At 71.1% G+C, this 12,062-nt stretch carries 9 protein-coding genes; 3 read left to right on the forward strand and 6 right to left on the reverse strand.

Annotated elements, in window-relative coordinates:
- Window positions 1–12: 12 nt before the first annotated feature.
- Window positions 13–1,263, forward strand: a complete 1,251-nt coding sequence (locus AC5L36_RS30215; RefSeq protein ID WP_441219788.1) for a PKD domain containing protein — start codon at window positions 13–15, stop codon at window positions 1,261–1,263.
- A gap of 209 nt (window positions 1,264–1,472) precedes the next feature.
- Here the strand turns inward: AC5L36_RS30215 and AC5L36_RS30220 are convergent, their stop codons facing one another.
- The 4 genes from AC5L36_RS30220 to ettA form a co-directional block, all read right to left on the reverse strand.
- On the reverse strand, window positions 1,473–2,159 hold the full coding sequence (locus tag AC5L36_RS30220) for a type III secretion system chaperone family protein (protein ID WP_441219789.1): 687 nt from the start codon (window positions 2,157–2,159) through the stop codon (window positions 1,473–1,475).
- A gap of 131 nt (window positions 2,160–2,290) precedes the next feature.
- Window positions 2,291–2,959 carry a DUF8185 domain-containing protein gene (locus tag AC5L36_RS30225; protein WP_441219790.1) on the reverse strand — a complete coding sequence of 223 codons (669 nt, stop codon included), beginning with the start codon at window positions 2,957–2,959 and terminating at the stop codon, window positions 2,291–2,293.
- Window positions 2,956–3,357, reverse strand: coding sequence for an acyl-CoA thioesterase (locus AC5L36_RS30230; RefSeq protein WP_441219791.1), 402 nt, complete (start codon window positions 3,355–3,357; stop codon window positions 2,956–2,958). Before AC5L36_RS30230 ends, AC5L36_RS30225 begins: the two co-directional genes overlap by 4 nt.
- Window positions 3,350–5,026 (reverse strand): energy-dependent translational throttle protein EttA, encoded by a 1,677-nt coding sequence (gene ettA, locus AC5L36_RS30235; RefSeq protein ID WP_441219981.1) that lies wholly within the window; start codon window positions 5,024–5,026, stop codon window positions 3,350–3,352. The genes AC5L36_RS30230 and ettA overlap by 8 nt, the downstream gene beginning before the upstream one ends.
- 378 nt (window positions 5,027–5,404) lie before the next feature.
- Between ettA and AC5L36_RS30240 the strand changes: the two genes are divergently transcribed.
- Window positions 5,405–6,799: an alpha,alpha-trehalose-phosphate synthase (UDP-forming) gene (locus AC5L36_RS30240; protein ID WP_441219792.1), complete on the forward strand. Its 1,395-nt coding sequence runs from the start codon at window positions 5,405–5,407 to the stop codon at window positions 6,797–6,799.
- 5 nt (window positions 6,800–6,804) lie between these two features.
- On the forward strand, window positions 6,805–9,363 hold the full coding sequence (gene otsB / locus AC5L36_RS30245) for a trehalose-phosphatase (RefSeq protein WP_441219793.1): 2,559 nt from the start codon (window positions 6,805–6,807) through the stop codon (window positions 9,361–9,363).
- Window positions 9,364–9,375: 12 nt separating this feature from the next.
- Here the strand turns inward: otsB and AC5L36_RS30250 are convergent, their stop codons facing one another.
- Together AC5L36_RS30250 and AC5L36_RS30255 are read right to left on the reverse strand one after the other, a co-directional pair.
- A complete protein-coding gene (locus AC5L36_RS30250; RefSeq protein ID WP_441219794.1) occupies window positions 9,376–9,798 on the reverse strand; it encodes a PPOX class F420-dependent oxidoreductase in 423 nt (140 codons plus the stop codon).
- A gap of 107 nt (window positions 9,799–9,905) precedes the next feature.
- Entirely contained in the window at window positions 9,906–12,053 is a 2,148-nt protein-coding gene (locus AC5L36_RS30255; RefSeq protein WP_441219795.1) for a transglycosylase domain-containing protein, read from the reverse strand.
- Window positions 12,054–12,062 lie beyond the last annotated feature (9 nt).

The following is a 12,062-nucleotide window of genomic DNA, read 5'->3' on the forward strand; positions in this document are numbered from 1 at the left end:
GTTGGGCAGATCATGCGCCGCCGTCTCTTCGCCGTCGCCGCCGTAGCCGCCGCTACCGTGGCCGGGGTCGTGCCCGCCGTCGCGCAGGTCGCCCAGCCGGCCGTGGTCTCCGCCGACCCGGTCGACTGGACACCGCATGTGCTCGACGGCACCGTGCACGCGATCGTCCAGGTGGGCGACACGGTCGTGGTCGGCGGCACATTCTCGGCCGTGGCCAGCGACGACGGCTTCCAGTACCAGCGGGACTACCTCCTCGCGTTCGGCGCGACGGACGGCGTGGTGCGCCGCTTCGCGCCCCGGCTCGACGGCCCGGTGTACGCGCTGGCGGCCGGCCCCGACGGCACCGTCTACGCCGGCGGCGCCTTCCGCACCGTGAACGGCGTCGCGCAGCGCGGCATGACCCGCCTGTCGCTGGCCAGCGGCGCCCGGGTGGCCGGCTTCACCGCCGACGTCAACTGGGGCGACGTGCGGGCGCTTGCCGCGTCCGGCCGGTGGCTCTACGCCGGCGGCACGTTCTCGTCGGTCAACCGGGTGCCCCGCGCCGGCCTCGCCCGCCTCGACGCGGGCTCGGGCGCGGTCGACGCCGGCTTCGACGCCGGGCTCACCGCCGCCACGGCGGAACGGCGGGTACGCGTCGAGGACTTCGCCCTCGCGCCCGGCGGGCGCCGGCTGGTCATCGCCGGCGCGTTCGCCCGAGCCGCCGGCCAGGACCGGGTCCAGCTCGCGCTCCTCGACGTCGCCGGCCCGCGCGCGGTCGCGGCCAACTGGTACACCGACGCGTTCCGCGACACCTGCGACGCCGCGTACGACACCTACCTGCGCGGCGTCGACTTCGCCCCCGACGGCTCCTACTTCGTCGTGGTGACCACCGGCAACGCCAGCGGCCCGACCCGGCTGTGCGACACGGCCGCACGCTTCAACGTGGCGGGGCTGGGCCGGCACAACCCGGCGTGGATCAACCACACCGGCGGCAACACACTGCTGTCGGTGGCGGTGACCGGCAGCGCGGTCTACGTCGGCGGGCACCAGCAGTGGCTCGACAACCCGCAGGGCAACAAGACCGCCGGTCCGGGCGCGGTCTCACGCCCGGGGATCGGCGCGATCGACCCGCGAACCGGCAAGGCCCTCCCCTGGAACCCCACCCGCAGCCGCGGCGTGGGCGTCCGCGCCTTCCTGGCCACGGCGAACGGCCTCTGGGTCGGCTCCGACACCGACCGCCTCGGCAACGAATACCACGGCCGGATCGGCATGTTCCCGCTCTGACCCCGAAACCACGATCAAAAGACAGAGATTTGAGCTACCGCGACGTCCGCCGTGGTCCAGACCGCTGCTCCCGCGGCCTCACCCGTCCGCTGTTGGGGAAGCACAGCAAAGGGCTGCGCGCACACCCACCGCCAGCCGGGGTTCGCGAGGCCGGGCGCGGCCGTCCGCGCTGTGCGGGCTCCGACACCGCGTCTGCTCTTGCGATCTTGCTAGAGGAGGGCGCCCTCGTCGTGGAGCCAGTCGACGAACGATGTGGCCACGGCCGCGCCGCAGTCGAGCAGCTCGACCACCAGCGCGTCGTGCGCGCCGGCGCTCAGCGGCACCTGGAGCTCGGCGTAGATGGGCAGCTGGCCGCGCTCGGTGGGGTCGCCGACGTAGGCCTTGCAGAAGCGGCGCGTATGGTTCCACTCGTTGACCACGCGGTAGGCCCGGTCGGCCCAGTCGGGCGGCACTGTCGAGTGTGGACGAGCGCGCATCACGAGGATCTCGTCGTCGGGGCCCTCCAGCGTGAAGAGCACCGCGTGGCGCTCCCACATGGCGAGCAGGCTGCCATCGCCATCGGCGAGGTAGCGCACGTCGAGCAGGTCGAGAGCCTCGCCGATGCGGCGCAGCGTGACGGGCGCGACCTTCACCGGCATCTCATCGTCCATACTGGACAGATCAGACGGCACCGCCACGTGGCCGGCCTCGCGCTGGGCCGGGACGCCGACACGCACCTTGCCGGACAGGGTCGTGCGTTTGCCGGCGGGCCGCGGCCCGGGACTCTGCCGTGGGACACTCGCGGGGCTCGCCGGGCTCGGCGCCTCGGGCTCCTCCCCGGTGGCCTCCTGGGTCACGCCTGGCCTCTCCAGCCTTCCGCCACCGGTGTGACCGGGGCGCCATTGCCACCACGGCATCGCTCGTGCACCTCACTCCCCAGCGGATCCAGCCGCCTACGTTGCGTTGGACCCGACGCACGACGGTACCCGGACAGCCGGCTTCAGGCACCCCCCCAACGACCCCACCAAGCCAGAAAGATGATGCGGCATCAGCCGTTCGTATGAGCTGCGGCTGGTCGTACCGCGAATTGACTCACGGGAAGTAGCCAGGCCACACCGTATGGTGCCGCCAAGCCAACCCACCGGCCGGTAGCTTGTACGCGCACTTCGCCCATCTGTACGGGGTCGACTTCACCAGCAGCCGGGGCCGAACGGCCGAGAAACCCCATCCTTACGACGGCCTGGATCAGCCTTTGCGGCACCTCGACCCGGGACTCCCCGTCGGTGACCAGGATGGCCACATGATCGAGCAGCGCGTCGCGCAGTGCCCGCTGCCCCACGGCGCGTCCGCCGACCCCCTCGGCGCTGGCCGTGCGCAGCGTCCCGGCGGCCGCGGCGGCGATGCGGTAGACCTCGGCGGCCGGCACGGTCTCGACCGCCCGCGCGCCGGACGGCGGCAGCGGCCACCGCCACTGCTGGTCGCGCCGCGCCGGGAGCGTCTCGCCGCCCCGGCCCAGCTCGGCGAGCAGGTCGGCCGCGGACACCGTGGCGTCATCCGGCCCGGCGCCCGCGACCGTGCGGGTGACGAGCACCGACCAGGGCAGCCTCGCCCAGAGCGCGACGTGGTCGCCGCCGCTCTTCAGCCGCACGACCGCGCCCGGGTCGAGGCGGGTCAGCCGGGCGAGGAAGGGCCCCGCGTCCTGTGCGCCGAGCTTCATCGATATCCGCTCAGGAAGGCCCGCTCGGCCTCCGTGAGCCGGCGGGGGCGCTGCTCGCTCAGGTCGTACGGCGCGCAGACGGAGCGGGCGCGGCTGGCCAGGGCCTCACCGTCGAAGAGCTCGTACGCCACCGTGAACCGGGCCGCCCGGATCTCCTCGATCCACGTCTCGATGCGCACCGCGTCGCCGTAGTCGACCGGCCGCAGGTAGTCGACCTCGTGGCGGACGATGATCACGCCCTCTTCGAGCGAGGTCAGGCCGGCCTCCCGGGCGCCGATGAACATCATCGCCACCCGGGCCTCCTCGTACAGGGTGAGGAAACGCGCGTTGTTCACGTGCCCGTACACGTCCATGTCGGACCATCGCACGGGGCAGTGGTAGACGAACCGATCAGTCACGTGTGAGCTTGCGGTAGGTCACCCGGTGCGGCCGCGCCGCCTCGGCGCCCAGCCGGTCGATCTTGTTCTTCTCGTAGGCCTCGAAGTTGCCCTCGAACCAGAACCACTTCGAGGGGTCCTCCTCGTCGCCCTCCCAGGCCAGGATGTGCGTGGCCACCCGGTCGAGGAACATCCGGTCGTGGGAGATGACCACGGCGCAGCCGGGAAACTCCAGCAGCGCGTTTTCCAGGCTGGAGAGCGTCTCGACGTCGAGGTCGTTGGTCGGCTCGTCGAGCAGGATCACGTTGCCGCCGATCTTCAGCGTCATCGCGAGGTTGAGCCTGTTGCGCTCGCCGCCGGACAGCACCTTGGTCGGCTTCTGCTGGTCGGGCCCCTTGAAGCCGAACGCCGCCACGTACGCCCGGGACGGCATCTCGACCTTGCCCACCATCAGGTGGTCGAGGCCGTCGGAAACCAGCTCCCACACCGTCTTGTCGCCGTCGAGGCTTTCCCTGTTTTGGTCGACGTAGGACAGCTTTACCGTCTCGCCGACCTTCACCGAGCCCTTGTCCGGCTGCTCCATCCCGACGATCGTCTTGAAGAGCGTGGTCTTGCCGACGCCGTTCGGGCCGATGATGCCGACGATGCCGTTGCGCGGCAGGGAGAAGGAAAGGTCGTCGATCAGCACCCGGTCGCCGAAGCCCTTGACCAGACCCTGCACCTCGATCACGGTGTTGCCCAGGCGCGGGCCCGGCGGGATCTGGATCTCCTCGAAGTCGAGCTTGCGGGTCTTCTCCGCCTCGTTGGCCATCTCGTCGTAGCGCTCGAGACGCGCCCGCGACTTGGTCTGGCGGGCCTTGGCGTTGGAGCGGACCCACTCCAGCTCCTCGGAGAGCCGCTTCTTGAGCTTGGCGTCCTTGCGGCCCTCGACCGCGAGCCGGGCGGCCTTCTTCTCCAGGTAGGTGGAGTAGTTGCCCTCGTACCCGATCGCGCGGCCGCGGTCGAGCTCCAGGATCCAGCCGGCGACGTTGTCCAGGAAGTACCGGTCGTGGGTGATCGCCAGGACGGTGCCCGCGTACTTGGCCAGGTGCTGCTCCAGCCACTGCACGCTCTCCGCGTCGAGGTGGTTGGTGGGCTCGTCGAGCAGCAGCAGGTCGGGCGCCTCGAGCAGCAGCTTGCACAGCGCCACACGACGGCGCTCACCACCGGAAAGCTGGGTGACGTCGGCCTCCGGCGGCGGGCAGCGGAGGGCGTCCATCGCCAGCTCCAGCTTGGAGTCGACATCCCACGCGTCGGCGTGGTCGAGCTCCTCCTGGAGCCGCCCCATCTCCTCCATCAGCTCGTCGGAGTAGTCGGTGGCCATCTGCTCGGCGATCTTGTTGAACCGCTCCAGCTTCGCCTTCGTCTCCGCGACCGCCTCCTCGATGTTGCCGAGGACGGTCTTCGCGTCGTTGAGCGGCGGCTCCTGGGCGAGCAGGCCAACGGTGTAGCCGGGCATCAGCCGCGCCTCGCCATTGCTGGGCCGGTCGAGCCCCGCCATTATCTTGAGCAGGCTCGACTTGCCGGCCCCGTTGGGACCGACGACACCGATCTTGGCACCGGGCAGGAAGCTCAGCGTCACGTTGTCGAGCACGACCTTGTCGCCGTGCGCCTTGCGCGCCTTTTCCAGGACGTAGATGAACTGGGCCACGGTGCGGCCTACCTCCAATGGATCATGCATTCTGCTCGGGCGAACGCCACCGTCAATCCTGACAGGTGCGTAAGGCGTCTGACGCATCGGCCCGACCCAGGAGCAACCTACGAGCGTGGATCCGTATTCCGATCAGCCCTGGCCGAGGACAAACGATCAGTGCCGGCCGAGGACGAACGATCAGCGCTGGCCGAGGATGAAGCCGACACTCGCCCCGATCACGGCGAGCAGGACGGCGGTGACGATCAGCTGGATCGGCGCACTCGGAGGCCAACGCACCCGGCCAGCCTCTCATGTTGCCGCTCCCGCGACGCGGAGGGGAAATACCAGGCAAGTAGTCTCTGCTGAGGACCCGTCGACACCGGAGGTGTACGGAGCGTGACGGTTCGTAGTTCGTTCGTCGTTGTCGCCAACCGCCTGCCCGTCGATGAGGTGACCACGGCGGAGGGGCGCAGCTGGCGGCGCAGCCCTGGTGGCCTGGTCACCGCGCTGCACCCGGTGCTCGCCCAGCACAAGGGCACATGGGTGGGCTGGGCCGGCGGCGTCGGCACTGCCCCGGAGCCGTTCGACCTGGAGGGCATCCGGCTGCACCCCGTGTCGCTGAGCGCCGAGGAGCTGGAGCGCTACTACGAGGGCCAGTCCAACGCGACCATCTGGCCGCTCTACCACGACGCCGTGGAGACGCCGGTCTACAAGCGGCGCTGGCGCGAGGCCTACCGGGTGGTCAACGCCCGCTTCGCCGAGGCGGCCGCGGAGGTGGCGGCCGAGGGCGCGACGGTCTGGGTGCAGGATTACCAGCTCCAGCTCGTGCCGGCCATGCTCCGCGAGCTCCGCCCCGACCTGCGGATCGGGTTCTTCCTGCACATCCCCTTCCCGCCGATCGAGCTCTTCATGCAGATGCCGCTGCGCGCCGAGGTGCTGCGCGGCCTGCTCGGCGCCGACCTGGTCGGGTTCCAGCAGCGGCTGGCCGCGCAAAACTTCGTCCGGCTGGCGCGCCACCTGCTCGGCCTCCGCTACGAGGGGCAGACCATCGAGGTCGACGGGCGGCGGGTCAAGGCCGGCGCGTTCCCGATCTCGATCGACGTGGCCGAGATGGAGCGGATGGCGGCCGACCCGTCCGTGCAGGCCCGCGCCAAGCAGATCCGGGCCGAGCTGGGCGACCCCAAGACGGTCGTGCTGGGCGTCGACCGGCTCGACTACACCAAGGGCATCGAGCGGCGGCTGAAGGCGTTTCGCGAGCTCCTCGCCGACGGCCGGCTGAACGTGCCCGACGCGGTCATGGTGCAGGTCGCCACGCCGAGCCGCGAGCGGGTGGAGCACTACCAGACGCTCCGGGTGAAGGTCGAACGCGAGGTGGGGCGGATCAACGGCGAGTTCGGCCGGGTGGGCGTGCCGGCGGTGCACTATCTGCACCAGTCGTACAGCCGGAGTGAGCTGGCCGCCCTCTACTGCGCCGCCGACGTGATGATGGTCACCCCGCTGCGCGACGGCATGAACCTTGTCGCCAAGGAGTACGTCGCCTCCCGCGCCGATACGGGTGGTGCGCTCGTGCTCAGTGAGTTCGCCGGTGCGGCCACCGAGCTGCGGCAGGCCTTTCTGTGCAACCCGCACGACCCCGAGGGGGTCAAAGACGCGCTTTTGCGGGCCGTACACGTGGATGGGGTCGAGGCCCGGCGGCGGATGCGGGTGATGCAGCGACACCTGCGCACGCATGACGTTGGGCACTGGGCCCGCTCGTTCCTCAACGAGTTGGGAGTCCCAGAGGCAGCATAGGAGTCATGGTCCTCGACCTTGACCAACGCACCGTCGGCGAGATCGACCCGGAGCTGCGCGCCGCCGTCGGCCGCATCGCGCGGGTGCCCAACCTGCTGATCGCCTGCGACTACGACGGCACGCTCGCGCCCATCGTGCTCGATCCGACGCGAGCGGTGCCGCTGCCCGAGTCCGTGGCGGCCGTGCGTGCGCTGGCCGCGCTCCCGCAGACCACGGTCGCCGTGGTGTCCGGCCGCGCCTTGCGTGACCTGGCCGCGCTCTCCCGCCTGCCCTCCGAAGTACACCTGGTGGGCAGCCACGGTTCCGAGTTCGACATCGGGTTCGTCGAGCGCCTGGCGCCCGAGCTGGTCGAGGTCCGCACGCGACTCCAGACCGCGGTCCGCCAGATCACCCAAAACCAGTCAGGGGTACGCCTCGAGGCGAAACCCGCGAGCGTGGCCGTGCACGTGCGGGCGGCCGATCCGGAGGTGGCCGCCCAGGTCCTCGACGCGCTCCGCGCGGGTCCCGCCACCTGGCCGGAGGTGACCGTCACCGACGGCAAGCAGGTGATGGAGCTCTCCGTCCTCCCCACCAACAAGGGCGCCGCCATCGACCAGCTGCGCACCCAGATGTCGGCGAGCGCGGCGCTGGTGATCGGCGACAGCGTGACCGACGAGCGGGCGTTCGAGCGGCTGCACGGGCCCGACGTGGGCATCAAGATCGGGCCGGGCGAGACGCGGGCCGCGTACCGCGTGGCCGAGCCGATCGAGGCCGCGCGCGTGCTCGGGCTCCTGCTCCAGATCCGCCGCACCTGGCTCTTCGGCGAGCGGGCCGTGCCGATCGAGCGCCACTCCATGCTCGCCAACGGCCGCACCGTCGCCCTCCTCACGCCCGCCGCCAAGCTCACCTGGCTGTGCCACCCCCGGGCCGACTCCGCCGCGCTCTTCGCCGACCTGCTCGGCGGACCGGCCGCCGGGCACTTCACCGTGGCGCCCGAGCGGGGCGGCATGCCGCTCGGCCAGCGCTACAGGTCGGGCACGATGACCGTGGAGACCCGCTGGTCCGGGCTCACCGTCACCGACTGGCTGGCCGCACCCAGCGACGGCGGCGAGTCCACGCTCGTGCGGGTGCTCCAGGGCCACGGGAGTGCCCGGCTGGAGTTCGCGCCGCGGCCGGAGTTCGGGCAGGTCGGGGTGCGGCTCCAGCACCTCGGCGACGGGCTGCTCGTGCTTGGCTCCAACGAACCCGTCGCGCTCTACTCCCCCGACGTCGAGTGGGACGTGACCACCGACGGCGGCTACGACACCGCGCGGGCGGTGGTCGACCTGACCGCGGCGGGCGGGCAGGCGACGCTCGAACTGCGGTTCGGGTCGCACAGCCTGGACCACCACGGCGTACCCCTGCCCGACCGTCAGGCGGCGGCGGAGCGGCCGTGGCGGGACTGGGCGGCCGCGCTGCGCCTGCCGGGCGTGGCCCGCGACCTGGTGCTGCGGTCGGCGCTCACGCTGCGCGGCATGTGCAACGACGCGACCGGCGGCATCCTCGCGGCGGCGACCACTTCGCTGCCGGAGGAGGTCGGCGGCGTACGCAACTGGGACTACCGCTACTGCTGGCTGCGCGACGCCGCGATGACCGCGCGCGCGCTCGTCGACCTCGGCTCGCTGGCGGAGGCCGAACGTTTCCTGCGCTGGGTGGACGGGTGTGTGGAGCGCACCGGCGGCCACCCCGAGCGGCTACACCCGCTGTACACCGTGGAGGGGTACGAGCTGGGCGCCGAGGCGGTCATCGACACCCTGCCCGGCTGGGCCGGCTCCCGCCCGGTACGCGTCGGCAACCTCGCCAACCACCAGCTCCAGCTCGACGTCTTCGGCCCGGTGGTCGACCTGATCGCGGCGGTGGCCGACACCCGCGGCTCGGTACGCGCCGAGGAGTGGCGCGTCATCGAGGCGATGGTGCAGGCAGTCGAGCGGCGCTGGCACGAGCCCGACCACGGCCTGTGGGAGGCACGGCTGCCGCCCCGGCACCACGTGTACTCGAAGGTCATGTGCTGGCTGACCGTCGACCGCGCGCTGCGCGTGCTGCGCCACCACGGCGGCGGTGAACGGCCGGAGTGGGTGGAGCTGCGCGACCGGATCGGCCACAACGTGCTGGAGTACGGCTGGCACGACGGCGCCGGGGCGTACACGGTGGCCTACGGCGACGAGGAGATGGACGCCTCCAGCCTCTGGATCGGCCTGTCGGGCCTACTGCCCGACGACGACCCGCGCTTCCTCGCCACGGTGCTCAAGGTCGAGGCGGACCTCCGCAGCGGCCCGGTCGTCTACCGCTACCGCTGGGACGACGGCCTGCCCGGCCGCGAGGGCGGCTTCCACGTCTGCACCGCCTGGCTGATCGAGGCCTACCTGCGCACCGGCCGCCGCGGCGACGCCGAGGAGCTCTTCGCGCAGATGCTCGACACGGCGGGCCCGACCGGCCTGCTGCCCGAGGAGTACGACCCGATCGCCGAGCGCGGCCTAGGCAACCATCCACAGGCCTACAGCCACCTCGGCCTGATCCGCTGCGCCCTGCTCCTGGACCGCTCGTAACGCGAGGCGCTGTCAGCCGAGGCCGGATCGGGCGATGACGTTGGTGATGCTGATGCGAACCGCGGTGAAGCCGCCCCGCACGAACTGTTCAGCGAGGTCCGCCGCGGGGGCCGAGGGGTAGTAGCGGTCGGCGATGCCCACGGCGATGTCTTTGATCTGGTCCGGCTCGGCGGAGGTGCGCGCGTGTCCTTCCAAGGTCACGAAGCCGTAGGGTTGCCGCTCGTCGCTGACGCAGACCGCGACGCGCTGGTCACGGGCCAGGCTCTTGCTCTTGACGCTCCCGGGCGACAGGACGAAGGCGAGCTCGTCGCCATCGAGGACGAAGCAGATCGGCGTGACGTGGGGCCGCCCGTCGGCGCGGGCGAGGGCTATGTGGGCAAGCCGCGTGCCCTCGGTAACGAAGGATCGCCATTCGTCGTCGGTCATCGTCGCCATTGGCGTGTGTCCCTTCCGATCGCGCCGGGCCAGCCGCCACGACAGCATGACGTGCCACGCCCCGGAAGCGCCACCCGGAGCGGGCGGCGCCGACCGCGGTGCGGAAATCAGCGCAAGATGGAAGACGGTGGTGGGGTGAAGTTGCGCTTGGGTTTGCCCTTCAGACCGTCGCGCAGGGTTTCCGCCACCGAGTTGATCGGCTTGAGCGACTGGTGGTCGCCCACCGCGTTGAACGGGTAGTCCGGGTCGGCGATGAACGAGGCGGCCGCCAGGTCGGGCGTCATGCCGACGAACCAGGCCGCGCGCGTGGAGTCGGTCGTACCGGTCTTGCCGGCCACCGGGCGCCCCACGATGCCGTACACGCCGGGCGCGGTCGACCAGCCGCCGCACGAGCCCCGCGCCGCGCCGAAGCCGGTCACGCAGCGGGCCGCGTCCGCCGCGGCTCGGGCGGCCGCCGGCTTGACCACCTGCATGCAGCGGGGCTTGGCCACCTCGACGCCCTTGTACGCGGCCTGAGCCCCGTCCGGCCCGATGACCGACAGCACGGGCAGTGCCTCGCAGTACTTGCCGTCGGCGGCGACGGTCGCGTACGCGTTCGCCATCTCCAGCGGGGTCACGTCGGAGACGCCGAGCGTGAACGCGCCCCAGCCGCGCGCCTTCGCCGGCGAGGCCTGGAGCTTGTCGATGTCGGTGCGCCACCGCAGGCCCAGCCGCTCGGCCATACGCACCGCCTTGTCCGCGCCCACCTTCTGTTCGAGCTGGACGAAGTAGGTGTTCACCGACTTGCCGAAGCCGGTCCACATGTTCTGGCGGCCGGTCATGGCGCCGGAGGCGTTCGACGGGCACCAGCGGCCGCCGCAGCTGCTCGGCTCGCCCTCGCCGGCCAGGTACTGCGAGACATACCGGTGCGGCGCGTGGAAGGACGTCGACATCGGCATGCCGGCGTCGAGCGCGGCGAGCATGACGAACATCTTGAACGTCGAACCCGCCTGGTACCCCGGCATGTCACCGCCGCCGAGCAGCGGGTTCACCGTGTTCGGGTAGTTGCCCGGGATCTTGCCGCTCTTGCTGGGGTCGGAGTGCGCGCCGTTGTGCTTCTGGTCGAGCGAGTACGTGCGGTTGACCGCCATCGCCTTGACCTGGCCGGTGCCGGGCTGGATGGCCACGAGGCCGAGCGCGAAGCGGCTGGTCTTGCCCTCCTTCTCCAGCACGTTCGACTGCGCGCCGCGCTGGATCTTCGGGTCGAGCGTCGTCACGATCTTGTACCCGCCGCGGCGCAGCCGGTCCTCCCGCTCCTGCGCGCTGCTGCCGAACGCCTTCTGCTCGTTCCACCAGGTCTTGAAGTAGTCGCAGAAGAAGCCCCAGTCGTTGTGCTTGTCGGTGACGGAGACGCAGTCGTTCGCCGGCGTGGTGAGGTTGAGCTTGATCGGGGTCGCCTTGGCCTTCTCGGCCTCGGCCGGCGTCGCGTACTGGAGCGCCACCATCCGGTCGATCACGTAGTTGCGCCGCTCGGTGGCCGCGCGCTTGTCCTGGCTCGCCGGGTCGTACGCGGTGGGCGCCTTGACCAGGCCGGCGAGCGTGGCCGCCTCGACCAGCGTGAGGTCCTTGGGGCGCTTGGAGAAGAAGACCTCGGCCGCGGCGTAGATGCCGTACGCCCGGTGCCCGAAGTACGCCGAGTTGAGGTAGCGCTCCAGGATCTGCTGCTTGCTGACCTGCTTCTCCAGCTCGACCGCCAGCCGCATCTCGCGGATCTTGCGGGCGCTGGTCTGCTCGGTGGCCTTCTGCACCTCCACGGGCGTCTTCGCGCTGTCCCGCAGCGCCATGCGCACGTACTGCATCGTCAGCGTCGACGCGCCCTGCTGCACCTCGCCGCCCTGGTGGTTGGCGACGAAGGCGCGGGCGATGCCCTTCGCGTCCACGCCGTTGTGCTGGTAGAAGCGGGAGTCCTCGGAGGCGACGATGGCCCGCCGGATGTTCACCGACATCTGGCTGATCGGTGTGAACTTACGATGCTCCTCGTAGAACATCGTGATCAGCGTCTTGCCGTCCGCCGCGTACACGTAGGTGGTCTGCGCCGGTGGGGTCACGTCCAGGACCGAGGGCATGTCGCCGACGAAATCGGCGGCAGCCTTGGCCCCGATGCCACCCGCGGCGGCGATGGGGTAGGCGACGGCGGCCACGAGCACCCCGGCGATGAGTCCGGCGCGGACGAGGGGTGCCATCCGACTGGTTGCGGAGAGTACGCGCTTCATCACTACCCAAAG

The organism is Phytohabitans sp. LZ39 (assembly GCF_059359075.1).

Coding starts and splice junctions, on each gene's coding strand:
- AC5L36_RS30220 (WP_441219789.1), bottom strand. CDS start 2,159: ATGCCGTGGTGGCAATGGCGCCCCGGTCACACCGGTGGCGGAAGGCTG.
- AC5L36_RS30250 (WP_441219794.1), bottom strand. CDS start 9,798: ATGGCGACGATGACCGACGACGAATGGCGATCCTTCGTTACCGAGGGC.
- otsB (WP_441219793.1), top strand. CDS start 6,805: ATGGTCCTCGACCTTGACCAACGCACCGTCGGCGAGATCGACCCGGAG.
- AC5L36_RS30225 (WP_441219790.1), bottom strand. CDS start 2,959: ATGAAGCTCGGCGCACAGGACGCGGGGCCCTTCCTCGCCCGGCTGACC.
- AC5L36_RS30215 (WP_441219788.1), top strand. CDS start 13: ATGCGCCGCCGTCTCTTCGCCGTCGCCGCCGTAGCCGCCGCTACCGTG.